The following is a 25,839-nucleotide window of genomic DNA, read 5'->3' as shown; positions in this document are numbered from 1 at the left end:
ACGCCAGCTAACCTGTCGCATTATCCTGCACGATTCTTTTGTTGCCTAAGCAACTAATTTGTGCGAACCGTTCCAGACAGCGACGACGGCGGGGGAACCGCCGCGTCGGACTTTGGAGGAAACAATGCTCGGCAGAGAGGGGGCCGCGGGCAAGCGCCTGCGTATGCCTGGAATTGACGGGAGACCGCGCCCGCCGCGCGATCTGTCAGGCCTCGGTGCTGCCGGTCACCGCGCCGAGATTTTCGTGCAGGCGGCGCAGCAGCTCGATCAGCACCTCGCGCTCATCCGTGCTCAGGCAGGACAACAGCCGCCGCTCGCGCTCGAACGCCGCGACAATCACCTTGTCATGGGTGGCGCGGCCCTTCGCCGTCAGCGAGATCGAATGGGTGCGGCCGTCGTTCGGGTCGGTACGAATGGAAACCAGCCCGCGCTTCTCCAGGCCGGCCAGCGTCCGGCTCACCGGGCCCTTGTCGAAGCCGATGACGTGGCAGATGCGCGAGGCGGGAATGCCGGGCTCGATCGCCAGCAACGACATGATCCGCCATTCGGTGACGTTGACGCCGAACTGCCGCTGATAGAACGCGGTCGCGCTGTTCGAGAGCTTGTTGGCGATGAAAGTGATGAACGCCGGGACGTAGCGATCGAGATCGAGCGTCGGTCCCGTCTCGGCGGGCGCAGGCTTCTGTCGGGATCTTGTCGAAGGCGGCATATCGGGCTTCTGACTCGCGGCGGGCCCGCTGACCTAAGGGCATGCGCTGCCCTTTCACAAGATCAAAATGAGGGAGGACTTCAATGAGCGCTTCCAGCTCCCCGGAAATCAACGGTTCGGCGGCTGTCCCGCATCTCGACGTCGATCCCTTCGCGATGAATTTTTTTGCCGATCCCTATCCCACGCATGATCTGCTGCGGGAGGCGGGTCCGGTCGTCTATCTCGACAAATGGAACGTGTATGGCGTGGCGCGCTATGCCGAGGTCCACGCCGTGCTGAACGATCCCGCGACGTTCTGCTCCAGCCGCGGCGTCGGCCTGTCCGACTTCAAGAAGGAGACGCCGTGGCGGCCGCCGAGCCTGATCCTGGAGGCCGATCCGCCCGCGCACAGCCGCACCCGCGCCGTGCTGTCGAAAGTGCTGTCGCCGACCGTGATGAAGCAGGTGCGCGACCGCTTTGCCGCGGCGGCCGAGGAGCGGGTCGATGCGCTGCTGGACAAGCGCAGCTTCGACGCGATCACCGACCTCGCCGAGGCCTATCCGCTGTCGATCTTTCCGGATGCGCTCGGGCTGAAGCGGGAGGGGCGCGAGCATCTGATCCCCTATGCGAGCGTCGTGTTCAACGCGTTCGGCCCGCCCAACCAGTTGCGGCAGGACGCGATCGCGCGCTCGGCGCCGCACCAGGCCTATGTCGCCGAGCAATGTCAGCGCGAGAACCTGACGCCCGGCGGCTTCGGCGCCTGCATCCATGCCCGCGTCGACGACGGCGAGATCACGGCGACCGAGGCGCCGCTGCTGGTGCGCTCGCTGCTCTCGGCCGGCCTCGATACCACCGTCAACGGCATTGGCGCCGCGGTCTATTGCCTCGCGCGCTTCCCCGACCAATGGCAGCGGCTGCGCAACGATCTCACGCTCGCGCGCAACGCCTTCGAGGAGGCCGTGCGCTTCGAGAGCCCGGTGCAGACGTTCTTCCGCACCACCACGCGCGACGTCGAACTCTCAGGCGCGAGGATCGGCGAGGGCGAAAAGGTGTTGATGTTCCTCGCCGCCGCCAATCGCGATCCGCGGCGCTGGGACAAGCCCGACAGTTACGACATCACGCGCCGCACCTCCGGCCATGTCGGCTTCGGCTCCGGCATTCACATGTGCGTCGGCCAGCTCGTCGCGCGCCTCGAAGGCGAGGTGATGCTGACCGCGTTGGCGCGCCGGATCGCGACAATCGAGATCGCCGGCGATCCGAAGCGCCGCTTCAACAACACGCTGCGCGGGTTCGATAGCCTGCCTGTGACCATCACCCCGGCCTGACGAGGAGCTTCATGCCAGCGATCACCTTCATCCATCCTGACGGCAAGTCCGAGAGCGTCGAGACCAGCGACGGCGAGAGCGCCATGCAGGCCGCGACCCGCCACGGCCTCGACGGCATCCTGGCCGAATGCGGCGGCAACGCCATGTGCGCGACCTGCCACGTCTATGTCGACGAGAGCTGGCTCGCGCGTCTACCCGGCATGGCGGACGATGAGGACGCGCTGCTCGACGGCACCGCGGCTGAGCGGCTGCCGAACAGCCGGCTGTCCTGCCAGATCCACATCACGCCCGCGCTCGACGGCCTCGTCGTGAGGTTGCCCGAACGGCAGGTCTGAAGTCTCGACCGCACCGGCAACGACCGGCGCGGCATCACATCGAACAGGGGAGGGAATCATGAAGTACCTGAAGTGGACGCTGGCGCTGGCCGCGAGTCTCGTGAGCGGTGCGGCAAACGCCGAGATATCCGACAATGTGGTGCGCGTCGGCGTGCTCAACGACATCTCCGGCATCTTCCAGGACACCAACGGCATGGGTTCGGTCGAGGCCGCGCGCATGGCCGCCGAGGATTTCAACGGCGGCAGCAAAGGCATCAAGGTCGAGATCGTCTATGCCGACCACCAGAACAAGGCCGACGTCGGCAACGCCATCGCGCGCAAATGGCTCGATGTCGAGGGTGTCGACGCCATCGTCGACGTGCCGAACTCGGCCGTCGGCCTCTCCATCAACACGCTGCTGCGCGACAGCCGCATGACGTTCCTGGCGTCCTCGACCGCGAGCTCCGATCTGACCGGCAAGGCCTGCTCGCCCAACACCATCCAATGGGTCAACGACGCCTGGGCGACCGGCAACACCACGGCGGCCGCGATGATGTCGCGCGGCGGCAAGGACTGGTATTTCCTCACGGTCGACTATGCGCTCGGCAAGGGAATCGAGGCGGAGGCTCAAAAATATATCGAGAGCCACGGCGGCAAGGTGCTGGGCTCCAGCAAGCACCCGCTCGGCACCTCCGACTTCGCCTCCTTCCTGTTGCAGGCGCAGGGCTCGAAAGCGCAGGTGATCGGGCTCGCCAATGCCGGCGGCGACACCATCAACGCGGTGAAGCAGGCCGCCGAGTTCGGCGTGCAGCAGAGCGGACAGAAGCTCGTAGCGTTCCTGCTCTTCATCAACGACGTCCACGGCATGGGCATCAAGGTCGCGCAGGGCCTCCAGCTCATGGAAGCTTTCTACTGGGACATGAACGACGATACCCGCGCGTTCGCCAAGCGCTTCGCCGCGCGGCCCGGCATGAACGGCAAGATGCCGAGCGGCAACCAGGCCGGCGTCTATGCCTCGACGCTCGCCTATCTCAACGCGGTCGCGGCGACCGGCAGCGACAACGCCAAGGCCGTCGTGCCGGAGATGAAGAAGTTCAAGGGCAACGACAAGCTGTTCGGCGAGACGACGATCCGCCAGGACGGCCGCGTCGTGCACCCGATGTACTTGTTCGAGGTGAAGAAGCCGGAGGAGTCGAAATATCCCTACGACTATTACAAGCTGGTCTCGACGATCCCCGCGGACCAGGCGTTCCGCCCGCTGGCGGAGGGCGGGTGCGAGTTGGTGAAGTGACGATGTAGCAGCGAGCGCGGTCTTCCTTCACCCTCCCCTGGAGGGGGAGGGTCGATCGCGCGAAGCGCGAGCGGGGTGGGGTGATCTCTCCACTCGGGCACCGTCGGATGTGGAGAGACTGTCACCCCACCCCGCTACGCGTTTCGCTTTGCTGCACGCGTAGCGACCCTCCCCCTCCAGGGGAGGGTAAGAGAAGCGGCACCTACACCACCTTGCTGCTTCCCTGCGTGATCAGCCGTGCCGCGCGCTGGTCGCGGGCGTAGATCCAGAGCCAGCTCAAGGCGACGCTGAGGCGGTGGCGGAGGCCGATCAGGAAGTAGATGTGGGCGATGCCCCAGATCCACCACGCGATCGTGCCGCGCAGTTTGACCTTGCCGAAATCGATCACCGCGAGCCGCTTGCCGATCTGCGCGAGGCTACCGGAATGCTTGTAGCGGAACGGGCCCTTTGTCTCCCCGCGCAACCGCGCCTTGATGGTGTCGGCTACGTGGCGGCCCTGCTGCTTCGCCGCCGGCGCGATGCCCGGCACCGGCTTGCCCTCCCAGGCGTTGATCAAGACGGTGTCGCCGATCGCAAAGATTTCCGGGTGACCGGGAATGCTCAGATCGTCTTCGACCTGCACGCGCCCGGCACGGTCGGCGGGTGCGCCTAGCCATTCGGCGGCCGGCGAGGCGCGCACGCCGGCGGCCCAGATTCGCGTCTTGGCCTCGAGCAGCTTGCCGCCGAACACGACGCCCTCACGATTGATCTCGGTGACGGGCTGCCCCAGCACGACCTCGACGCCGATCTTCTCCAGCGAGGCCTGCGCATAGGCCGAGAGGTCGTCGGCAAAGCCGGCGAGCACGCGCGGCCCGGCCTCGATCAGCACCACGCGCGCCTTGGTCGTGTCGATGTTGCGGAAATCGCCGGGCAGGGTGTGGTGCGCCATCTCGGCGATGGTGCCGGCAAGCTCGACGCCGGTCGGCCCGGCGCCGACGATGACGAAGGTCAGCCGCGCCGCGCGCCTGGCCGGATCGGTCTCGCGTTCGGCGCGCTCGAACGCCACCAGGATGTGGCGGCGCAGCGTGGTCCCGTCCTCCAGCGTCTTTAGGCCCGGCGCGAACTGCTCCCATTCATCGTGGCCGAAATAGGCGTGACGCGCGCCGGTGGCGAGCACCAGCGTGTCGTACGGCACCTCGCTGCCGTCGTCGATCAGCACGCAGCGCCTGTCGGCATCGACGCCGCTCACGGTGGCGAACAGCGTCGTCACCTCGCGCCGGTCGCGCATCAGGTGCCGGACCGGCCAGGCGATCTCGCTGGTCGCGAGCGAGGCGGTCGCGACCTGGTAGAGCAGCGGCTGGAACAGGTGATGGTTGCGGCGGTCGATCAGCGTGATCTCGACTGGCGCGCCTGCCAGCCGGTAGGTCGTCTCGAGCCCGCCGAAGCCGGCTCCGACGATGACGACGCGATGCGGTTTGGTGGTCATGATGCACCCTCGAATCTCGCTGCTCACCCTCTTCATTTAAGTGCGGATCGGGTGCGGTGGTCCAATAGCCGTCATCAATTGACGGATAGGCGGCGTGTATCGACGAGCCGCGAAAAAGCGCCGCAGCCCAGGACGGGGCCTTGGTCGAAGTGAGTAGAATTATATTTCTTGCCATCCTCGATTGGGGCGAAATATGGTGCAGGGGCGGGCGCTGAGCCATTGGCGGCGCGACAGATTTTGCGTTCAATAGCGACAGACCCGGGGCGGCGATCACCCCGTTTCCGGGCTCGATAATAAGGAGGGGAGTGGTTATGAGGACGGCATTCTGGCTGGCGGGCGCAGCAGCGCTGGTGCTGGCAAATCCGGCATTCGCCGGCGACACCATCAAGATCGGCTTCGTTTCGACCTTCAGCGGCCCGACCGCCGTGATCGGCAACGACATGCGCAACTCCTTCGAGCTCGCGCTGGATCACATCGGCCGCAAGATGGACGGCAAGCCGGTCGAGGTGATCTACGAGGACGACGGGCAGAAGCCCGATGTCGGCAAGCAGAAGACCGAGAAGCTGGTGCAGTCCGACAAGGTCGACTTCATCGTCGGCTACATCTGGTCGAACGTGCTGCTGGCCTCGCTCAAGACCGCGGTGGACTCGCAGACCTTCCTGATCTCGGCCAATGCCGGCCCGTCGCAGCTCGCGGGCGAGCTGTGCAGCCCTTACGTGTTCTCGACCTCCTGGCAGAACGACCAGACGCCGGCCGCCATGGGCCTCTACATGAACCAGAAGGGCGTCAAGAGCGTGTTCCTGATCGGGCCGAACTACGCGGCCGGCAAGGATATGCTCGCGGGCGTGAAGAGCACGTTCAAGGGCGAGGTCAAGGGCGAGGAATACACGGTGTGGCCGAGCCAGCTCGACTTCTCCGCCGAGCTCTCCAAGGCGCGCGCCTCGGGCGCACAATCGATCTTCGTGTTCTATCCCGGTGCCGCCGGCGTGCAGTTCCTCAATCAATATGCGCAGGCCGGCCTGAAGAGCACGATGCCGCTCTACACGGCGTTCACCGTCGACGAGCTGTCGCTGCCGCTCCAGAAGGAGAACGCGCTCGGCGTGCCCGGCGCGCAGGAATGGGTCAACGATCTCCCCAACGAGCAGAACAAGCGCTTCGTCGCCGATTACCGCAAGAAGTATCCCGGCCTGCGTCCGACCTATTACGGCGCGCAAGCCTATGACGCGGCCCAGCTCATCAACAGCGCGGTGGTCGCGGTGAAGGGCGACACCAGCAAGAAGGACGCGATGAAGGCCGAGATGGAGAAGGCCAACTTCAAGTCGCTGCGCGGTCCCTTCAAATACGGCAAGAACCACATCCCGGTGCAGAGCTTCTATCTGCAGGACGTGGTGAAGGATGCCGAAGGTCAGCTCTCGCTGAAGACGGTCGCGACCATCGTGGAGAACGACCAGGATCGTTTCCACGACAAGTGCGCGATGAAGTGAGCTCTCTCCCTCTCCCCGCTTGCGGGGAGAGGGTTGGGGTGAGGGGGAGTCTCCGCGGGGACGGTAGAAGTTGGACTCGCAGCTGCCCACCACACCGTCATTGCGAGCGCAGCGAAGCAATCCAGAATCTTTCCGCGGAAGGATTCTGGATTGCTTCGTCGCTTCGCTCCTCGCAATGACGGCGTCGAGAGAGCTTACACCCTTGGCATGCTCGCGGGGCGCACTTCGCGGGCTTGCGCGGCCAGCCTGATGCCGGCATTGGCCGCGCCAAATCCCTGGTAATCCCTGCGCTCGACGATCTCGAAGAAGAACCGTTCGTCGAAGATGTGGGTGTAGACCTGGAAGAACTCGCCGTCGCCTTCGCGGTCGTAGAGGATGTGGTTGGCGCGCAGCTGCGCCATCAGGTCGGGCGCGAGGTCGTATTTGGCTTCGATGTCGTCGTAGTAATTGTCGGGAATATCCAGGAAATCTGCGCCGCGCTTGCGCATCTCGGCCACCGTCGCAAAAATGTCCCGGCACGAAAACGCGACATGCTGCACGCCGGAGCCGAAGAACTCCGAGATGAAGCGCGCGGGCAGGGTGCGGTTGGCGGAGGAGCCGTTGAGCACGAAGCGCAGGCTCTGGTCGGCGTTGACGATGGCCTGGCTCTGCACGAGGCCACGGGGGTCGGCGATTTCCATCTGCGGCAGCCGCTTGAGGTCGAGGATGCCGGTGTAGAACAGCAGCCAGGACAACATCTCGTCATAGGGCATCGACTGCGCGATGTGGTCGACGGCGAGTAGCGCGTCGGCGCTGGCGTTGCTCGCAACCGGTTCGAAATCCGTGTCCCAGTTCTTGCCGGCCTGATCGAGGAAATAGAGCAGACTGCCGCCGACGCCGTGGATCGCGGGAATCTCCAGCTCGCCCGGTCCGACCGGCTGGTAGAAGGTGCGCGCCTTCAGTGTCTCGGCGCGCTGCATCGCAAGACCGGCATTGTCGACGTCGAGCGCAATCGCGCAGACGCCGGGGCCGTGCGTGACATAATGCGAATGCGCAAAGCCGTCGGTCTCGCAATTGATCACGAGCTCGACCTTGCCCTGCGACCAGCGTTCCACGGCCTTGCTGCGATGCTTGCCGCTTCTGCGGAAGCCGAGCTGCGCGAACAGGCGGGCGAGGTCGGCCGCCTTGGTCTCGTTCACGGCAAACTCGATGAAGCCGGTGCCGTGGCTCTTGGCCTTCGGCGCCAGCGGCTCGCTGACGAGCTTTGGCCAATCCGGTGCGAGCTGGTCCTCCAGCAGGATCAGCGAACGCAGGCCGTCGACAGCGGTCTGCGCGGCCGAGCCGGCGCGGAACTGGTCGTTGAAGATTTCGAGCGACAGCGGCCCGGCATAGCCGGTCGCTGCGATCGCCGCCATGAATTCGCCGACCGGCAGGTCGCCCTGGCCGGGGAAGGAGCGGAAGTGCCGGCTCCACGAGAGGATGTCGAGCTCGAGCTTCGGCGCGTCGGCGAGTTGCACCAGGAAGATCTTGTCGCCGGGGATCGAGGCCATCGCGCGAACCGGAAAGCCCGGCGCCAGCGCATGGAAACTGTCGAGGATGACGCCGATCGCGGGGTGATCGGCGCGCCGCACGATCTCCCAGGCGTCGCGGTAGTCGTTGACGTGGCGTCCCCAGGCCAGCGCCTCGTAGCCGACGCGCAAGTTCCGCTTGGCGGCGCGCTCGCCGAGCTCGCGAAAATCATCCGCGGCGCGGTCGATGCCGCCGAGCGAGCTGGGGGAGACGTTGGAGCAGATCAGCAGCAGATCGGTGCCGAGCTCCTGCATCAGGTCGAACTTGCGCTCGGCGCGGGCAAAGTTGCGCGTGCGCTGCGGCTCCGGCATGCCCTCGAAATCGCGGAACGGCTGGAACGCGCAGATCTCGAGCTTGAGATCCTTACAGAGCTGCGCCACCTCGCGCGGGCTTGCGCCGAACGACAGCAGATCATTCTCGAAAATCTCCACCGCGTCGAACCCGGCTGACGCGATGGCGCGGAGCTTTTCGTCCAGGCTGCCGGAGAGGGAAACGGTCGCGATCGAGCGCTTGTTCATGCTGCCTGCTCCATGATCCGCCCCGGCGATGTTTTTTGGCCCGTGCGTGCGGCCTCGCTGACGGCTTCGACCACTGCGAGCGTGCCCATCGCGTCCTCGACCGAAATCAGCGGCTGCTCACGCCCCGCGATCACGGCGAGGAAATGCCGGAGCTGCTCGACGAGCGGATCGTATCCCGCGAGTTCGACGGGATTGCGGGATAGTGGCGCATGCCAGCCCGGGTTTTGCGGATAGGACCACAGCTCCATGGTCGGCACCGAGAGCGAGCCGTTCGTTCCGGCGAAGACGTAACAGGGCTGGTCCTGCCGGGGGTAGACCGCGTTCTCGCCCGCGGTGAGCTCCCAGCTCCACGGCGCGGGTGTCGCATCGGAGACGGTCACCGTTCCCAGCGCGCCATTGGCGAAGCGCAGCAGCAGTGCGGCGGTGTCCTCGACCGCGAAGCCGCGCACCTTGTTCGACGTCAAGGCCTGCACCTCGACGATCTCGCCGCAGACGAAACGAAGATTGTCGATGTCGTGGATGAGGTTGATCAGCAGCGGCCCGCCGCCCTGCTCGCGCCGCCAGGCGACCTCGAAATAGTCGTCGGGCTTCTTCAGCAGCCAGAGCCCGACCACGGCGGTGAGCTGGCCGAGCTTTCCGCTGGCCACGCTCTCGCGGGCCGATTTGATGATGGGGTTATGCCGCCGGTGGTGGCCGACCAGCATCGGCACGCCGCTGCGTCTCACCGCGGCGCAGAGGCGCTGCGCGGCGGCCACCGTCTCGGTCACCGGCTTCTCGATCAGTGCCGGCACACCGGCTTCGGTGCAGTCCAGCGCCATCGGCAGGTGCAGCGTGTTGGGCGAGGCGATGACGAGACCGTCGGGCTTCTCCTGCGCCAGCAGCGCGCGATGGTCGGGATAGCAGGGCACATTGTGCGCCTGCGCATAATCCTTTGCCGCGGGCGATGGATCGGCGATGCCGGCCAGCACGCAATCCCTGGAGGACTCGATCAATTCAATGTGGCGGCGGCCGATCAGGCCGGCGCCGGCAACGCCGATGCGCATTTGCGCGCTCATGCTGCGGTCTCCTCCATGGCGCCGCCGAGGAACAGCTGGCCGATCCGCGGGTCGTTCAGAATGCGCGGCGCGCCGTCGACCATGCGGGTCTGGCCGAGCTCGAGCACGATGCCGATGTCGGAAATCTCCAGCGCCGAGCGCGCGTTCTGCTCGATCATCAGGATGGTGACGCCGCGATCGCGCAGGCTCTTGAGGATGTCGAAGGTCTGCTGCACCATCAGTGGCGACAGGCCGATCGAGGGCTCGTCGATCAGCACGAGCTTTGGCTCGAGCAGCAGCGAGCGCGCGATCTCAAGCTGCTTCTGCTCGCCGCCCGAGAGCGTCGAAGCCTGCTGCGTTGACTTCCGTCGCAGCGCCGGGAACAGGTCGAGCGCGGCCTCGATCCGCCTGGGCAGGTCGATGCCCTTGCCCGCGGAAACGCCGCCGAGCTCGATATTGTGGCGCACGGACAGTTCCGGAAAGATGTTGCGGCCCTGCGGCACGTAACAGATGCCGGCATTGAGCAGCGCGCGCTGGCTTAGATTGGTGACGTCGCGGCCGGCGAAGCTGATCTTGCCTTCGCGCAGCTTGAGCAGGCCGAAGATCGCCTTGAACACCGTGGACTTGCCCGCACCGTTCGGGCCGATGATGGTGGTGATGGTTGCTTGCGGCACGGCGAAGGTGGTGCCGTTCAAAATCGTCATCTTGCCGTAGCCGCCGACGAGATTGTGAACCGAGAGGATCGGGTCGCTCATGGTCACCTCCTCAATGTCCCAGATAGGCTTCGATCACGGCAGGGTTTTTCCGCACTTCGTCCGGCCGTCCCATCGCCAGCACCTTGCCCTCCGCCATCACCATCACGCGCGAGCACAGCGACATCACGAACTCCATGTTGTGCTCGATCACGACGAAGGTCGCGTTCTTCTCGCGGTTGATCGCGACCAGGCGGTCCTTCAGGTCCGACAGCATCGACGGGTTGACGCCGCCGGCGGGCTCGTCGAGCAGCACCAGGCGCGGCCCGCCCATGAAGGCCATGGCGGCGTCGAGCAGCTTCTGCTGGCCATAGGAGAGACCGCCGGCCGGTTCGTCCGCGAGATGGTCGAGCTTGAAGAAGCCGATCATCTGGTTGGCGGCGTCCGTCAGCCCGGCATCGGAGCGGCCGACCAGGCGCGAGGCCATGTTGCCCTGGTGCTCCTGTCCCGCGAGGATCAAATTCTCGCGTACCGAAAGCTTTGGAAAGACCTGCAGGAGCTGGAAGGTACGGCTGACGCCGAGCTTGTTGAGCTCCGCAGGACGCAGGCCGGTGACCACCTTGCCGTCGAGCCTGACCTCGCCGCCTGACGGCGTGAGCTGGCCGAGGATGCAGTTGAACAAGGTCGACTTGCCGCAGCCGTTCGGACCGATCAGGCCGAGGATCTCGCCTTCGCGGACATCGAAGGAGACCCCGTCGACGGCGCTGATGCCGCCGAAATTCTTCTTGATGTCGGTGACTTCGAGGACCGCGCTCATTGCACCGTCTCCAGGCGCGACTTTGCGACGGCGCGCAGCGCGGAGGCGGCCTTGGTGCGGCGTTCGGCCAGATAACGGTCGAGGATTCCCAGAATGCCGGTCGGCGACCAGATCAGCAGCAGCATCACCGCGACCGCGTAGAGCATCAGATAGTAGCCTTCGGTGAAGCGCAGCCATTCCGGCAGCAGCACCGCGATCATCGCGCCGAGGAAGGGGCCGAAATAGAAACCGGCGCCGCCGACGATCACCATCATCAGGAGGTCGAGCGAGAGCGACAGGTTGAACGGCACGGGATCGATGTATTGCGTCAGCGGCGCATAGAGCGCGCCGGCGACGCCGCCGAGCGCCGAGCCGATCGCGAAGGCCATCAGAGTATAGCGCCGCGTGTCGACGCCGAGCGACTGCGCGCGTAGCGGATTTTCACGCAGCGCCATGAAGGCGCGGCCCCAGGGCGAGCGGATCAGCCACCACACCGCGAGCGACACGATCGCCAGCGAGCCGAGGCAGACATAGTAGAACGGCAGGGGCTTGTTGGTCGCAATGCCGAAAAAATGCGGGCGAGGAATGTTGGAGATGCCGTAGATGCCGCCGGTGAGCCAGCTCTCGTTGCGGAACACCAGGAAGGCGAGGGTGGAGAAGGCGAGCGTGACGAAGGCGAGATAGTGGTGCTGCACGCGCAGCGCGGGATAGCCGAGCACCCAGCCGACCGCGAAGCTCAGGACGATCGCGACCACGATCGCCGCCGGCAGCGGCCAGCCATGGGTGGTCATGATCGCTGCCGCATAAGCGCCGATGCCGACGAACGCGCCTTGCGCCAGCGAGACCTGGCCGGCATAGCCGAGCGTGAGGTTCAGCCCCATCGCGGCGATGCTCATCACCGCCCACTGGCTCAGGATGAACAGGCCGTAGCGGTTGAAGTTCATGGGGACGATGATCAGCGCGGCGATGACGGCAAGGCCGAGCGCGATCTTCAACGGTTTGGCGAAGCCGATCATACGGTGCGCTCCTCGGCGCGGCCGAGTAGTCCTTGCGGCCGGAACAGGATGACGGCGATCAGGAAGATCATCGGAACGGCGGCGCGGTACTGCGTCGAGACATAGGCGGCCGCGAGGTTGTCGAGCACGCCGATCAGGAGGCCGCCTGCGATCGCGCCGCGCACTTGGTTGAAGCCGCCGACGATCGCGGCGATGAAGGCGGCCTGGCCCAGCACCTCGCCGGAGGAGAATTTTGCCAGATAGATCGGCGTGATCAAAAGCGAGGCGAGCGCGACCAGGAAGGCGTTGATCAGGAAGGTCAGCAGGATCATGCGCTCGACCGGCACGCCGATGATGCGCGCCACCGTCGGATTCTGCGCCGCCGCCTGCATCTGGTGACCGAGCGAGGTGCGGTTCAAGAGCGTGGTCAGGCCGAACACGGCAAGAATGGCGACAACGAGGACGCCGATGCTTTGCAGCGACACCGCGTGGCCGAGGATGGAGATGTCGCCGGTCGGCACGATCGAGGGGAAGGGCGAAGCTTCGGCGCTGAAGAATTGTTTCACGGCCTCCTTGAGGCCGATCGCGAGCGCCATGGTGGCGATCGCCAGCGGCAGCACGCCGTGCCGCATCATCGGGTCGACCAGCAGCATCTTGAAGGCGAGTCCGAGCAGGAGCATCGAGAGCAGGATGCCGAGGATGATCGCCAGCCAGAACGGCGCGCCGGCATGCATCGCCGCCAGCATCAGGAACGCCGGCAGCATCACGAACTCGCCTTGCGCGAAATTGATGGTCTGCGAGGTCTGCCACAGCAGGGTGAAGCCGACCGCGACCAGCGCATAGATCGCACCGGTGGCAAGTCCCGCGACCAGAAGATCGAACAGATTGGACATTTTCCCCTCTCTCCTCTCCCTCTCCCCGCTCGTTCTTCTCCCTCGCCCCGCTTGCGGGGAGAGGGGCGGGGTGAGGGGGAGCCTCCGCAAGGACGGTGACAGTTGGATTCGCGGAGAGTGCCCCTCACCCGCCGCGCTCCGCGCGTCGGCCTCTCCCCGCGAGCGGGGAGAGGCGAAGCGGTCACTTCACCTTCGGCAGCACCTGCTTCACGACCTGCTTGCCTTCGACCACCTCGACCAGGAAGCTCTGGCGGTCGATGTCACCGGTCTCGCTGAAGGTGACGTCCATCAGAATGCCCGGCTCGTCCGCGGCCTTGATGGTCAGGCCGTGCAGCGTGTCGGCGAACGCCTTGCTGTCGACCTTGCCCATCTTCTCGGTGGTGGCCTTGACCATGTAGACGGCGAGGTAGCCCTTCAGGCCGTTATGGTCGGGCACGTAATTGTACTTCTTGGAGAACTTGTCGCGGAAGGCCTTGATCAGATCGACCGGCGCGTCCGTGGTGAGGCCGACATGGCCGCGCGCGCCGTTGGCGGCATCGCCGGCAAGCTCGATCACCTTCTGGCCGATCAGCGTGGTCTCGCCCATCAGGGGCGCGGTGACGCCCTGGCGCTTCAGCTCCTTCAGGATGCGCGCGCTCTCTTCCTCGTTGAGGTAGACGAACACGGCGTCGGGATTGGCGGCCTTGATCTTGCCGACGTCGGCGGCGAAGTCGGCCTGGCCTGCTTCGGTCGAGAGGTCGGCGACCACCTTGGAGCCGAGCCGGTCGAGCTCCTTGACCACGACGTCGCGGCCGCCGCGGCCGAAGTCGTTGTTGACCCAGACCACCGCGACCGTCTTCGCCTTCATCTCGTCGTGGATGTATTTTGCGACCTTCGGCATCGAGGACTGCTGGCCGAACGAGGTGCGGAACAGGAATTTGTTTCCGGCCTGCGTCAGCTCGGCGGCTTCGCCGCCCATGATCTGCGCGATGCCGGCTTCGGCCGCGAGCGGCGCGGTCACCTTGACCGAGCCGGAATAGCCGGGCCCGAGCAGCACATAGGGCTCGGCGTCGAGCGCCTTCTGCACCTGCGCGCGGGCCACGCCGGGGTTGGACTGCGAATCGGCATGGGTGACCTCGAGCTTGCGGCCGAGCACGCCGCCCTTGGCGTTGATCTCCTCGATCGCGAGGTCGATGCCGTTCTTCCAGTTGGTGCCGACGGTGGCGCCGCCGCCCGAGAGTTCGGCGACGTCGGCAAGCTTGATCGCCTGCGCGTGGACGCTGGTTGCAGTCGCGAAGGCAAGCAAGGCGCCTGCCAGTAGGGTCGATTTCATGGTCTCTCCTCCCATTTTCGTTGATGTTGTCCGCGGCCTTGTGTCCGGCCGCTTCGGTTACGCTGCGTGATAGGCCGAGCTTCGTGCCGCCATCACCTCGTCGAAAGCCTCTCCCATGGCTTCGGTCGATGGAGCAAGGCCCGTGAACAGTTCGAAGGCGTCGGCGGCCTGGTAGATCGCAAGCTCGCGCCCGGTCATGATCCGCGCGCCCTTGGCTCGCGCCGCAGCGAGCAAGGGCGTGATCAGCGGCGAATAGACGGCGTCGGCGACCCACAGGTTTTCGCGCAGCAGCGAGGCTGGGACCGGCGTGTCGCGGTTCGGCAGCATGCCGACCGGCGTGCCGTTGACGAGGCCGGTGGCGCCGTCGAGCGCGTCCTCGACGCTCGTAGCCACCCGCGCGCCACCATGCCTGGCCAGCAGTGCGGCGAGTTTTTCGGCCCGCGCCGGCTCGCTGTCGAAGATGCGGAGGTCTGCGACGTCCAGGCTCGCCAGCGCAAAGGCGATCGCCTTGCCGACGCCGCCGGTGCCGATCACGGCCACCGCGTTACCCGCGGGCGCCAGCAGCGGCGCGACGGCGCGTGCAAAGCCGGTCGTGTCGGTGTTGTGGCCGATCAGTCGGCCGTCCCTGACGACGACGGTGTTGACCGCCGCCATCGCCGCGGCGGCCGGGGCCAGCTCGTCGAGCAGCGGGACCACCGCTTCCTTGTAAGGGTAAGTCACGTTGACGCCGGCAAAGCCGAGCCGCCGCACGCCCTCGAGCATCATGCGGAGCCCGGCCGCATCGGCGCCGGCGACCTCGATGAGCTGATAGTGACCGCGCAGGCCAAGCGCCTCGGCGGCGCGCTCGTGCATGGCTGGGGAGGCGGAATGCGCGATCGGCGCGCCGATCAGGCCGGTGAGAAGCTTCTTGCTGGCGGCGTATCCGCGCTTCGACATGGTTCGCTATCGTCTCGTTGGGAGCGTTCGGTCCTGGCCATTAGCGTGGAAATCCGCGCAATTCCAAGGGGGCTTCCAGGTCCGACGATAGCCTTTCCCCCGCCTAACACAATTACCCATTTATCGGGCAAACCTAACATAATGTTATTTCTTGCGCCCGCGTGCCGCGGCGGCCCTGCCGTCGCTCCGGGACGGCTCCACCGCGCGCATTTCGGCGCGCAGGGACTCGATGAAATACTCGACATGGAGCGACAGCGGCGCGCCGCGCTTCACCGCGATATAGGTGTCGAACCGCGTCGGCTCCGTGATCTTGAGCAGCTCGATGCCGGGATAGCCGCCATGGGCCACCGTGAACTGGTCGATGATGGCGATGCCGAGTCCCGCCTTCACAAGCGCGCAGACCGTGGTGCCGAAGCGCGCGCGGATGGTGATGTTGTAGTCGAGCCGGTTGCGCGCGAAGATCTCGGCCATGATCCGGCCGTAGGGATCATTGGGATCGATGCCGATCAGCGGATAGCGGGTGATCTCGGCGGCCGAGACCTGCTTGCGGCCGGCAAGCTCGTGGCCGGGGGGGACGATGCAATAGAGTTCACCCGAGGCCAGCGGCATGAAGTCGAGCCCGGAATGCTCGAGCCGGTAGCTCATCGCCACACACTCGCCGCGGCCGAGCAGAAGATAGTCGATGGCCTCCTCGATCTTGAGGATGTTGATGTCGATGCCGAGATCGGGATAGCGGCGCCGGATGCGCTCGATCGCGCGCGGCACCATCACCTGCGAGATGCTCGGCACCGAGCCGATGCGCAATTCCGACAACCCGCCGCGGCCGATCTTGGAGATGAGCTCGGTGAGGTCGTCGACCTTCTTGTAGACGCCGTTGATCTGCTCGAAGATGTTCTCGGCTTCCGGCGTCGGAAAATAGCGTCCGTTCTGGCGCTGGAAGAAGCGGATGCCGAGCGTGCGCTCGGTGTATTTGACCAGCCGGCTGATCCCCGGCGCCGAGACGTTGAGCAGCTTCGCGGCGCCGCCGATGGTCCCCGTCACCATTACGGCACGGATCACTTCAACCTGGCGCAGCGTCATCATGTCGTGGGCATCCGATCGGGCATCCCAAAAGGGGATCGTGGCGGCGATCATCTCACGAGAGATGCGATGTCATCCAGCGGCAAGTATCATGATCCGCACGCACGGCGGAGTGGCGCACTCGCTTCCCTTCTCCCACAAGGAGAAGGAAGAGTAACTTCGCGGTCGGAATGTTGCGGCTAAAATCGGCACGTTCGAATGGAACGGCGGCGCTCGCGCAGAACGTACGCCTTACTGCAACTGCGTTCTAGCTCGCCGGGCTCTCGGGCGACCGGCTGCCGGGCCGCTCCGCGCGCTCGCGCTGCAACACCTCGCGCGCGAACTCGATGATCTTCTGCTTGTTTGCCGTTTCGTGGACGGCGAAAAACACGCGGTTGAGTTCCAGGCCGAGCACGCTGTTGAGGGCGATGTCCTCGTCTTCCATCGTGGTTTTCCCGCTTCAGACGCCTCAGGTGTAACTTGACGTCACTTCTTCCACAAGTAGATTAAATCTTCGGGGCCAAGGGGATACCGGGAAAATACGGAAGCGGTGAATTGAGGCAGTCTCCAAAGACGTGCTATACCGGACGGCGAGGGTCAGGAAACGCACCGATGTCCGCCGTAGACTATGGCCGGGAGGCGCTCGACTTCATTGAAGGCTTGGGGACCTATCGCAAGGTCCCAGACGCCATGAATGCGCTCGAGGTGGCGTTCGGTCGCTTCGGCTTCGAAACCATCATCGTGACGGGATTGCCGAATCCCGACCAGCGGTTCGCGCAGATGGTGCTCGCCAAGCGCTGGCCGGCAGGATGGTTCAGTCTCTACACCCAGAACAATTACGACCGCTTCGATCCCGTGGTGCGGCTGTGCCGGCAGTCGGTCAATCCGTTCGAGTGGTCGGAAGCGCCCTATGATGCCGAGCTCGAGCCGACCGCGGCCGAGGTGATGAACCGCGCTGGCGATTTTCGCATGTCGCGCGGTTTCATCGTGCCGATCCACGGGCTCACCGGCTACGAGGCCGCGGTGTCGCTCGGCGGCGTCCATCTCGACCTCAATCCCCGAAGCAAGCCGGCACTTCACCTGATGGCAATGTATGGCTTCGACCATATTCGCCGCCTGCTCGATCCGGCGCCGCATCTCTCGACGCGTCTCACCCCGCGTGAGCGCGAGGTGATCGCCTGGGCCTCGCAGGGGAAGTCGGCCTGGGAAATCGGCGAGATCCTGCACATCACGCAGCGCACCGCGGAAGAGCATCTTGCAACTGCCGCGCGCAAGCTCGGTGCCGTCAACCGGACGCATGCGGTTGCGCTCGCAATTCGCCACAAGATCATCAATCCCTAAGCGACATACTGGGAAATTTCCCAATATCGAACCCGCCCCTTTTCGCAGAGGCTGACCGCCTTTGAGAACGAATGGGGGCTTTCATGATTCACGCAATTTCTGCGGTAAATCGTCACCTTTATGAAGACGTGATCGAGCAGCATTTCCGGTTGCGTCACGACATTTTCGTCGATGAGCGGCACTGGGAGACGCTACGCAAGCCGGATTGCCGCGAGATCGATTCCTATGACAACGAGGACACGGTCTATCTGCTCGCGCTGGAGGGGCGCCGTGTCATTGGCGGTCACCGGCTCTACCCGACGACCAAGCCCTCGATGATGAGCGAGATCTTTCCGCATCTGGCCGCGGTTCGCGGCTGTCCTGCGGATCCGCTGGTCTGGGAATGGTCGCGCTATTTCGTCGTGCGCGATCGACGCGATGGCGCTCTCAACCTGCAACTGATGGCGGCGGTGCAGGAGTTCTGCCTCAATCAGGGGATCGCGCAGGTCAGCGCGATCATGGAGACCTGGTGGCTGCCGCGCTTCCATGAGGCCGGCTTCGTCGTGACCCCGCTTGGTCTGCCGGAGCTGGTCGAGAACGCCTGGACCATGGCGGCGACCATCGACATTCGCCGGGAGACGCTCGATGCGCTGCACGATCGCATCGGTGTGACCTCGGTCGTGCAACAGGACGGCCCGCGTCTGGACGCCGTCGCCCGTGCCAACCTCTGCGGCCTTGCCGCGCAACGAAAGAGCGCCTGAGATGTCGAACATGATGCGGGACAGCCAGATCATGGCGCAGACCAAGGACGAGAATCTCGGCTACATGTCCGACATGGCGCTCGAGCTGGCGCAGATGGCGGAAGACACCGGATTGGCGACGCTCGCCTACCTGTTCCGGATGGCGGCGCTGGAAGCCTCGACGGCCAACAGCGTGCTGGCAGAGCCGGACGATTTTCCCCGGCAGATGACCTCGCACTAGACCGCCTTCCCTACACTCCGTCGACATTCGCACCCTCTCCCCGGCATGCCGGGGGGAGGGTGATCGTTTGGGTGCGGCAGGTTGCCCCATCTGCGCCGCGGCAGCCTTCTTGCAAGGTCGCTTTCGACCGCATGCACCCGCATGCAACAAAGTGCATGTTTGGTGTCGAATCGCTCTTGCCTCGGAACGATACTGCCATTACCCATTTTTCCGCCTTGAAGAGGCAGGGGGAGCTCTTTCACTGATGGCGACCGTGTTCGAACATCGGCGCGACACCGCGTGCGCCTGAAAGAGTTTTGATGCTGCTCGTCGTCGAACAGTTCTTGAACGGATTGCAGTTCGGCCTGCTGTTGTTCCTGCTCGCCGCCGGCCTGACGCTGGTGTTCGGGATCATGGATCTCGTCAACCTCGCGCACGGCTCGCTCTACATGATGGGCGCCTATTTCGCCGCGACCTTCGCGGCCTGGACGGGCAGCTTCCTGCTCGGCGCGCTGATGGCGCTCGGTGCCACGCTTGTGCTCGGCATCGTGCTCGAAATGTCGGCGCTGAGGCATCTCTATGGCCGCGACCATCTCGACCATGTGCTCGGGACCTTCGGCCTGATCCTGTTCTTCAATGAAGCCGTGCGGCTGATCTGGGGTCCCGCGGGCCTCGCGCTGCCGCTGCCGGCCTGGCTCACCGTGCCGGTGCCGATCCTGCCCGGCATCCACTATCCCGCTTATCGTCTCGCCATCATCGTGGTGGCGCTGCTGGTCGCGCTCTTGCTCTATCTCGGCGTGATGCGCACCCGCATCGGCATGCTGATCCGCGCCGGCGCCTCCAACCGGGAGATGATCGGTGCGCTCGGCATCAACATCAAGCTGCTCTACACGCTGGTGTTCGGCCTTGGCGCCGCGCTCGCGGGCCTCGCCGGCCTGATGCAGGCGCCGATCCTCACCGTGCAGATCGGCATGGGCGAGAACATCCTGATCCTCGCCTTCGTCATCATCGTGATCGGCGGCATCGGCTCGATCCGCGGCGCGTTCCTCGCCGCGATCTTCGTCGGCATGATCGACACGCTCGGCCGCGCCTTCCTGCCGAACCTGTTGCGGCAGGTGCTGAGCGGCGCCGCTGCCTCCACCGCCGCGCCCGCGCTGTCGTCGATGCTGATCTACCTGTTGATGGCGATCGTGCTGGTGGTGCGGCCGGAGGGGCTGTTTCCGGCCAACCGTCGATGAAGACTTTCACGGTGAGCAAGGCCGTCACGGCCCTGATGCTGGCAGGCCTCGTGCTGCTGCCGCTCTATTCGTCGCTGTCGGGTAATATCTTCATCCTGACGCTGTTCACCCGTATCGTCATCCTGGCGCTGGCGGCCGCGAGCCTCAACCTCATCATGGGCTTTGGCGGCATGATGAGCTTCGGCCACGCCGCCTATCTCGGCATCGGCGGCTACGCGGTCGGCATGCTCGCGCAGGAAGGCGTCGGAAGCGGCTTCATCCAGTTCCCGGTCGCGCTCGCGGCCTCCGCGCTCTATGCGCTCGTGATCGGCGCGCTCTCGCTTCGCACGCGCGGCGTCTATTTCATCATGATCACGCTGGCCTTCGCGCAGATGGCCTATTACGTCGCCTCGGGCCTCGCGCGTTACGGCGGCGATGACGGTCTCACCGTCTACAAGCGCAGCGACTTCTCCGGGTTGATCAATCTCGGCAATCGCACGCAGTTCTATTATCTCTGCCTCGCCTGCCTGTTCGCCGTCATCTTCCTGATCTGGCGCATCGTCAATTCGCGTTTCGGTCTCGTGGTGCAAGGCCTGCGCTCCAACGAGCAGCGCATGCAGGCGATCGGCTTTCCGGCAAAACGCTACCAGCTGGTCTGCTTCGTCATATCAGGGACCATGTGCGGCCTTGCCGGCGCGCTGCTTGCCAACAACACCGATTTCGTCAGCCCGGCCGTGATGTACTGGACGCGCTCCGGCGATCTCATGGTGATGGTGATCTTGGGCGGCATGGGCACGCTGTTTGGTCCTGTCATGGGCGCGGTGGTGTTCCTGCTGCTGGAGGAATTCCTGTCGCAGATCACGGAATACTGGGCGCTGATCATGGGGCCGCTGCTGCTGCTGATCGTGCTGTTCGGGCGCGGCGGCATCATGGGCATGCTCGGGAGGGCTGGCCGTGGCTGAACCCTTGCTCCGCGTCGAAAAGCTGGTGCGCCGCTTCGGCGGCATCATCGCGACGGACAACGTCTCGCTCGACGTCGCGGCCGGCGAGCTGCACGCCATCATCGGCCCGAACGGCGCCGGCAAGACCACGCTGATCAGCCAATTGACCGGGCACCTCGAGCCGCATTCCGGCAGCGTCTCGCTGGCGGGGCGCGACATCACCTATCTGCCGGCCTATCGCCGCTGCGCGCTGGGACTTGCGCGCTCGTTCCAGATCACCTCGCTGCTGCTCGACGTTACCGCTGCCGACAATGTCGCGCTGGCGGCGCAGGCGCATGCCGGCACCTCGTTCCGCTTCTTCGCCAATGCGCGCAAGGAAAAGGGCCTGCGCGATGCGGCGCATGCCGCGCTCGACCGCGTCGGCCTGCTGCATCGCGCCGACGTCGTCGTGAGCAGGCTCAGCCATGGCGAACGCCGCGAGCTCGAGCTTGCGGTCGCGCTCGCCAGCAAGCCAAAGATCCTGCTGCTCGACGAGCCGATGGCGGGGCTCGGCGTCACCGAATCCCAGCGCATGGTCAAGCTGCTTCAGGAGCTGCGCAAAGAGGTCTCGATCGTGCTGGTCGAGCACGACATGCCGGCGGTGTTCGCGCTCGCCGACCGCATCTCGGTGCTGGTCTATGGCCGCGTTATCGCCTCCGGCGATCCGGCCGCGATCCGGGCGAACGAGGACGTCAAGCGCGCCTATCTCGGCGATCAGCATGTGGTGACGCACCATGGCTGACACGCTGCTCGACGTCGACGGCATCGAGACCTGCTACGGCCTGTCCCAGGTGCTGTTCGGCCTGTCGCTGTCGATCAAGCCGGGCGAGATGGTCTCGCTGATGGGCCGCAACGGCATGGGCAAGACCACCACCATCCGCTCCATCATGGGCCTGACGCCGGCGCGCGCCGGAAGCATTCGCTTTGCGGGCGCGGAGGTGCGGACGCAGCCGTCCTACAAGATTGCAAAGCTCGGCGTCGGCCTCGTCCCCGAGGGACGGCAGATCTTCCCGAACCTCACCGTGCGCGAAAATCTCGTCGCGGCCGCTGCCGATCGCTTCGGCAGCAGCAATCCGTGGACGCTGGCCGCGATCTACGTGATGTTCCCGCGCCTTGCCGAGCGCGCGTCCAACATGGGCAATCAGCTCTCCGGCGGCGAGCAGCAGATGCTCGCGATCGGCCGCGCGCTGATGACCAACCCGAAGCTGCTGATCCTGGACGAGGCGACCGAAGGCCTCGCACCACTGATCCGTGAAGAGATCTGGAATTGCCTGTCGCTGCTGAAGAGCCGCGGACAGTCGATCCTGGTCGTCGACAAGAACGTCGACCATCTCGCCCGCATCTGCGACCGCCACTACATCATCGAGCGCGGCAAGACGGTGTGGAGCGGCACCTCGGGCCAGCTGATGGCGGAGCCGGATCTCCAGCACAAATATCTGGGAATCTGACGCGCTTGCGGCGCTGCCCGCCGCAGCGCCGGCGCAGGTCGCTCCGCGCGCAGAACCTGTTTCCGGAAGTCCAGTTTCGAAGCTCTCCAAACTGAGCGTAGAGGCCTTGAGTGCGCCGCCGCCAGCCGCCAAGGTCGCGGCGTAAGCGGATTCGATGCAGGACTTTTACAATCAGATTGCCGGACGGCCTGGAGACGAGATCGGTTCCGCACAGCAGGGCGCTTCAACAGCGGCGCAATGGCTGGATTTCCCGGGCTGCGTGTTTGTCAGAGGTGAGTTTCGAGCCGACCCCAGCGGGCCCGCGATCGTAGCGCCGGGCCTGTTCATCTCCGTTGCGTTTGGCGACGGCGCGAGCCGCGGCATTCTGACGCGCACGCCCGGCAGCGAAAGGCAGATGACGGCAATTGCTGTGCGTGAGGCCGTCGTTGCAAGACGCTCGGCCCGGTGTGACGAGCGTCCTGCGATAGGCCTGGCACTCCCCCAGACTTCCATCGATCGGCTTGGGCTTGGCGACGAGTTTCGGGCGCTGTTCAAGAACGATGAGGCCGGTGCGGCCGTCGTCTCTCTCTCTGCGTCTCCGCGCGTGCAGGCCGTCGCGGCGGAAATGTTCTCGCCGCCGGTCGCCGGAAACGCGGCGCAATTGTTGCTGTCGGCGCATGCCGCCGAACTCGTTGTCCACGCCCTGTTCAGCGAGAGCGGGCGGATTGAGGTCGATCCGGCAGCCGATCTTCAGCGGATGCGCTTGCAATCGGTCAAGGAGCAGATGGACGCCGATCTTGCTTACCCCTGGAGCGTCGACGAGCTGGCGCGGAACGCAGGGCTGAGCCGGCGGTCCTTCAATCAGAAATTCCAGATGGCGTATGGCGAGAGCGCGATCGACTATTTGCGGGCCCGGCGGCTCGATGCCGCACGTGACCTTCTGATTCATCAACGGTTGTCGGTCACCGAGGCGGCCTTTCGTGTCGGCTACGCCCATCCGGCCAATTTCGCGACGGCCTTCCGCAGGCACTTCGGCTATTCGCCCAGCCGCTGTCAGTAGCGGCGAGAGGATTGCGCGCCTGCCGAAATGTTTCGCGATGTGTCTGCGTCGTTCGCGATGAAGTCTCCGTCCGCAGTCTTGAAGGACTCCACGTGGAATCAAAGGCGATTTGCACAGTCGCAAAGGCGGTGCGCCTCTCGATCTGATTACTCCCGAGTTGCTTTTGAAGACGGAACTCGGGGATGACGATGAGGCGCGACGACGGACAGAAGTTCGGCTGGGAACGGGTGGTGAAGGCTGGACTTGGCATCGCTGGTCTTGGCGTGGCCGGGCTTGGCGTGGTGCTGCACGCGACGCCGTCGGCCGCACAGACCTCCACGACCAATTCGGGCTCGACGGCGGCGACATTGCCGCCCGTCACGGTCGAGGCACCGAGCCAGGCGCGTCCGCGTACCCAGTCTGCCCAGCGTACCTCACAATCGCAGCGCGGCCGCGTTGCGTCGCGCCGCAATTCCGAAGCCGCGCAAACCAGAAATACCGACACGCGCGAGGCCGGTGCCGGCCGCGGCAACGTGTCGAGCGAGAACAGCTATGTTGCAAGCAGCAGCTCGGCGGGCACGAAGACCAACACGCCCTTGCTCGAGACGCCGCAGTCGATCTCGGTCGTGACGCGCAAGGAGCTCAACGACCGCGCCGTCCAGTCGCTGACGGAGGCGGTTGGCTATGAGCCCGGTGTCCGCATCGATGCGTCCGGCTACGATCCGCGCTTCGACGCCATCGCGATCCGGGGCTTCGACATCACCTATAACGGCGTCTATCTCGACGGCTTGCGCCTCGTCGGCGCCGGTCTCAGCGTGTTCAAGACCGAGCCCTATGGGGTCGACAGCATCACCGTGGTCCGCGGGCCGAGCTCTGCACTCTACGGCCTCGGCTCCCCCGGCGGACTGATCGACCTGTCGAGCAAGCTGCCGACCAGCCAGCCGTTTCACGAGGTGCAGACGGTGTTCGGCGACCGCGAGCGCGTCCAGGGCAATTTTGATTTTTCAGGGCCGGTCGATCCCAACGGTCAGTTTTCGTATCGGCTGACCGGCGTGGTGCGCGACGCGGACGTGTTCGTGCCCGGCGGCAAGGATAACAGGACCTACATCGCTCCGGCCTTCACCTGGAGACCGGATCAATCGACGTCGCTCACGATTCTCGGTTCCTATCAGAAATCGAAGACGCCCGGATCCATGTTCACCTATTCCACGGGCACCGGCACCACCACGGACATTTTCACGGGCAGCCCGTCCTACAATTCGCTCGACCAGGAGCAGGGACGCGTCGGCTACCTGTTCGAGCACGCGTTCAACAACGACGTGACCGTCCGCCAGAAATTCCGTTACGTCGATGTCGATGCGGTCACCCGCTATGTCGGCTTTCTCGGCGCGCCCGTCGGCAATGTCGTCTCGCGCTATACCGGCCTTGTCCACGACACGCTGCAATCGGCCATCATGGACAACCAGGTCGAGGCCAAGCTCTCGACCGGGCCTGTGCAGCACACGCTCCTGGTCGGTACCGACTACACCGCGTCGAAGTTCAACGACAGGCAGGGCTTTGGCTTCGGCGTCTCCGATCTCAACCTGGCCGCGCCGGTCTACGCGCCGGAATCCATTCCCGATCCGGCAATCTCGTCCTCGACGGCCCAGCGGCAAACCCAGTCCGGCGTGTATATTCAGGATCAGGCCAAGCTTGATCACTGGATCCTGACACTGAGCGGCCGCAGCGACTGGGTCCGCACCACGGGCGAGGATCTGTTCGCGCTGACCCGGCAGACGCAGTCCGATCAGGCTTATAGCGGGCGGGCCGGGCTGACCTATGTGTTCGATTCCGGCGTTGCGCCCTACGTTGCCTATTCGACGTCGTTCTTTCCCAATCTCGGCGTCGATCCGTCGGGGGCCTTCTTCAAGCCGACCACCGGCAAGCAGACCGAGGTCGGCGTCAAGTATCAGCCGCAGGGGACGAGGAGCTTCATCACCGCGGCGGTCTTCGATTTGACCCAGGACGGCGGCCTCGTCACGACGGGCACGGGCGTGACGGTCCAGCGCGGAGAAATTCAAAGCCGCGGCTTCGAATTGCAAGGGCTCGCGAGCCTCGGCGGCGGTTTCGACATCACCTCGTCGTACACTTATCTCGACATGGTGACCAAGCAGGCTGCGGACAGCTCGACGATTGGCAAGTTTCCATCCGGCAATCCTCCGCACACCGCGACGCTGTGGGGCAATTATGCGCTGCCGCTGGCCGGCCCGTTCGCAGGCCTGAGCGTCGGCGGTGGCGTGCGTTACATGTCCTGGAGCTATGGCGACGACGCCAACACGTTCAGGAACAGCTCGGTGACCCTGGTCGACGCGGCCCTGAAATATGATTTTGGCCAGGCGGCGAAGGAGCTAAAGGGCCTTCAGTTTCAGGTCAATGCCAAGAACCTGTTCAATCTGCACTACACCACGTGCCAGGTCGGATATTGCTACCGCGGTGCGCCGCTGACCGTCATTGCGACGCTTGGCTATCGCTGGTGAGCGTTCCCACATGGAGACGCCCGTTATCTG

Annotated in this window: 25 protein-coding genes; 13 read left to right on the top strand and 12 right to left on the bottom strand. The window is 65.0% G+C overall.

All coding sequences use genetic code 11. The features are described 5' to 3' along the window. Positions 1–205: 205 nt before the first annotated feature. Complete coding sequence (locus NLM15_RS42400) at positions 206–709, bottom strand: MarR family winged helix-turn-helix transcriptional regulator (protein ID WP_254123925.1); 504 nt, start codon at positions 707–709, stop codon at positions 206–208. Positions 710–792: 83 nt separating this feature from the next. Here NLM15_RS42400 and NLM15_RS42395 point away from each other — a divergent pair, with 83 nt between their 5' ends. The 3 genes from NLM15_RS42395 to NLM15_RS42385 are packed head-to-tail and all read left to right on the top strand — an operon-like array spanning position 793 to position 3,618. Next, positions 793–2,013, top strand: coding sequence for a cytochrome P450 (locus NLM15_RS42395; RefSeq protein ID WP_254123924.1), 1,221 nt, complete (start codon positions 793–795; stop codon positions 2,011–2,013). An 11-nt stretch (positions 2,014–2,024) separates the two neighbouring features. Beyond that, positions 2,025–2,348, top strand: coding sequence for a 2Fe-2S iron-sulfur cluster-binding protein (locus NLM15_RS42390; protein WP_254123923.1), 324 nt, complete (start codon positions 2,025–2,027; stop codon positions 2,346–2,348). 58 nt (positions 2,349–2,406) lie between these two features. After that, positions 2,407–3,618: an ABC transporter substrate-binding protein gene (locus NLM15_RS42385; protein ID WP_254123922.1), complete on the top strand. Its 1,212-nt coding sequence runs from the start codon at positions 2,407–2,409 to the stop codon at positions 3,616–3,618. A gap of 202 nt (positions 3,619–3,820) precedes the next feature. Here NLM15_RS42385 and NLM15_RS42380 read toward each other — a convergent pair whose 3' ends face one another. Further along, positions 3,821–5,083, bottom strand: a complete 1,263-nt coding sequence (locus tag NLM15_RS42380; RefSeq protein ID WP_254123921.1) for an NAD(P)/FAD-dependent oxidoreductase — start codon at positions 5,081–5,083, stop codon at positions 3,821–3,823. Positions 5,084–5,394: 311 nt separating this feature from the next. Here NLM15_RS42380 and NLM15_RS42375 point away from each other — a divergent pair, with 311 nt between their 5' ends. After that, entirely contained in the window at positions 5,395–6,567 is a 1,173-nt protein-coding gene (locus tag NLM15_RS42375) for an ABC transporter substrate-binding protein (RefSeq protein ID WP_254123920.1), read from the top strand. Between the two features lie 194 nt (positions 6,568–6,761). Here NLM15_RS42375 and NLM15_RS42370 read toward each other — a convergent pair whose 3' ends face one another. From NLM15_RS42370 to NLM15_RS42325, 10 genes are all read right to left on the bottom strand, one after another. Next, the gene (locus NLM15_RS42370) at positions 6,762–8,633 is read right to left on the bottom strand and encodes a bifunctional sugar phosphate isomerase/epimerase/4-hydroxyphenylpyruvate dioxygenase family protein (RefSeq protein ID WP_254123919.1); all 1,872 of its coding nucleotides are present in this window, start codon (positions 8,631–8,633) and stop codon (positions 6,762–6,764) included. Then, on the bottom strand, positions 8,630–9,688 hold the full coding sequence (locus tag NLM15_RS42365) for a Gfo/Idh/MocA family protein (protein ID WP_254123918.1): 1,059 nt from the start codon (positions 9,686–9,688) through the stop codon (positions 8,630–8,632). Before NLM15_RS42365 ends, NLM15_RS42370 begins: the two co-directional genes overlap by 4 nt. Continuing rightward, complete coding sequence (locus NLM15_RS42360; RefSeq protein WP_254123917.1) at positions 9,685–10,422, bottom strand: ABC transporter ATP-binding protein; 738 nt, start codon at positions 10,420–10,422, stop codon at positions 9,685–9,687. The genes NLM15_RS42365 and NLM15_RS42360 overlap by 4 nt, the downstream gene beginning before the upstream one ends. Positions 10,423–10,432: 10 nt before the next feature. Next, positions 10,433–11,176, bottom strand: a complete 744-nt coding sequence (locus NLM15_RS42355; protein WP_254123916.1) for an ABC transporter ATP-binding protein — start codon at positions 11,174–11,176, stop codon at positions 10,433–10,435. Beyond that, on the bottom strand, positions 11,173–12,171 hold the full coding sequence (locus NLM15_RS42350; RefSeq protein WP_254123915.1) for a branched-chain amino acid ABC transporter permease: 999 nt from the start codon (positions 12,169–12,171) through the stop codon (positions 11,173–11,175). The genes NLM15_RS42355 and NLM15_RS42350 overlap by 4 nt, the downstream gene beginning before the upstream one ends. Continuing rightward, positions 12,168–13,043, bottom strand: a complete 876-nt coding sequence (locus tag NLM15_RS42345; protein ID WP_254123914.1) for a branched-chain amino acid ABC transporter permease — start codon at positions 13,041–13,043, stop codon at positions 12,168–12,170. Before NLM15_RS42345 ends, NLM15_RS42350 begins: the two co-directional genes overlap by 4 nt. 181 nt (positions 13,044–13,224) lie before the next feature. Beyond that, on the bottom strand, positions 13,225–14,355 hold the full coding sequence (locus NLM15_RS42340; RefSeq protein ID WP_254123913.1) for an ABC transporter substrate-binding protein: 1,131 nt from the start codon (positions 14,353–14,355) through the stop codon (positions 13,225–13,227). A gap of 57 nt (positions 14,356–14,412) precedes the next feature. Beyond that, positions 14,413–15,291 carry a shikimate dehydrogenase gene (locus NLM15_RS42335; RefSeq protein ID WP_254123912.1) on the bottom strand — a complete coding sequence of 293 codons (879 nt, stop codon included), beginning with the start codon at positions 15,289–15,291 and terminating at the stop codon, positions 14,413–14,415. Between the two features lie 144 nt (positions 15,292–15,435). Then, on the bottom strand, positions 15,436–16,374 hold the full coding sequence (locus tag NLM15_RS42330) for a LysR family transcriptional regulator (protein WP_254123911.1): 939 nt from the start codon (positions 16,372–16,374) through the stop codon (positions 15,436–15,438). Between the two features lie 244 nt (positions 16,375–16,618). Next, complete coding sequence (locus NLM15_RS42325) at positions 16,619–16,795, bottom strand: hypothetical protein (RefSeq protein WP_254123910.1); 177 nt, start codon at positions 16,793–16,795, stop codon at positions 16,619–16,621. 167 nt (positions 16,796–16,962) lie between these two features. Between NLM15_RS42325 and NLM15_RS42320 the strand changes: the two genes are divergently transcribed. From NLM15_RS42320 to NLM15_RS42280, 9 genes are all read left to right on the top strand, one after another. Next, on the top strand, positions 16,963–17,691 hold the full coding sequence (locus NLM15_RS42320) for a LuxR family transcriptional regulator (protein WP_254123909.1): 729 nt from the start codon (positions 16,963–16,965) through the stop codon (positions 17,689–17,691). An 83-nt stretch (positions 17,692–17,774) separates the two neighbouring features. Beyond that, positions 17,775–18,431 (top strand): acyl-homoserine-lactone synthase, encoded by a 657-nt coding sequence (locus tag NLM15_RS42315; RefSeq protein WP_254123908.1) that lies wholly within the window; start codon positions 17,775–17,777, stop codon positions 18,429–18,431. 1 nt (position 18,432) lies between these two features. Next, complete coding sequence (locus tag NLM15_RS42310) at positions 18,433–18,651, top strand: hypothetical protein (RefSeq protein WP_254123907.1); 219 nt, start codon at positions 18,433–18,435, stop codon at positions 18,649–18,651. A 299-nt stretch (positions 18,652–18,950) separates the two neighbouring features. Then, entirely contained in the window at positions 18,951–19,868 is a 918-nt protein-coding gene (locus tag NLM15_RS42305; RefSeq protein WP_254123906.1) for a branched-chain amino acid ABC transporter permease, read from the top strand. Continuing rightward, positions 19,865–20,809, top strand: a complete 945-nt coding sequence (locus tag NLM15_RS42300) for a branched-chain amino acid ABC transporter permease (protein WP_254123905.1) — start codon at positions 19,865–19,867, stop codon at positions 20,807–20,809. Before NLM15_RS42305 ends, NLM15_RS42300 begins: the two co-directional genes overlap by 4 nt. After that, entirely contained in the window at positions 20,802–21,569 is a 768-nt protein-coding gene (locus tag NLM15_RS42295) for an ABC transporter ATP-binding protein (protein ID WP_254123904.1), read from the top strand. Before NLM15_RS42300 ends, NLM15_RS42295 begins: the two co-directional genes overlap by 8 nt. After that, a complete protein-coding gene (locus NLM15_RS42290; protein WP_254123903.1) occupies positions 21,562–22,275 on the top strand; it encodes an ABC transporter ATP-binding protein in 714 nt (237 codons plus the stop codon). The genes NLM15_RS42295 and NLM15_RS42290 overlap by 8 nt, the downstream gene beginning before the upstream one ends. Positions 22,276–22,429: 154 nt before the next feature. Continuing rightward, positions 22,430–23,314 carry an AraC family transcriptional regulator gene (locus NLM15_RS42285; protein WP_254123902.1) on the top strand — a complete coding sequence of 295 codons (885 nt, stop codon included), beginning with the start codon at positions 22,430–22,432 and terminating at the stop codon, positions 23,312–23,314. 182 nt (positions 23,315–23,496) lie between these two features. Continuing rightward, a complete protein-coding gene (locus NLM15_RS42280) occupies positions 23,497–25,809 on the top strand; it encodes a TonB-dependent siderophore receptor (protein WP_254123901.1) in 2,313 nt (770 codons plus the stop codon). Positions 25,810–25,839: the final 30 nt, after the last annotated feature.

This window comes from Bradyrhizobium sp. CCGB20, from assembly GCF_024199855.1.
Taxonomy (GTDB): Bacteria; Pseudomonadota; Alphaproteobacteria; order Rhizobiales; family Xanthobacteraceae; genus Bradyrhizobium.
This window is presented reverse-complemented; position numbering and strand designations above follow the sequence as displayed.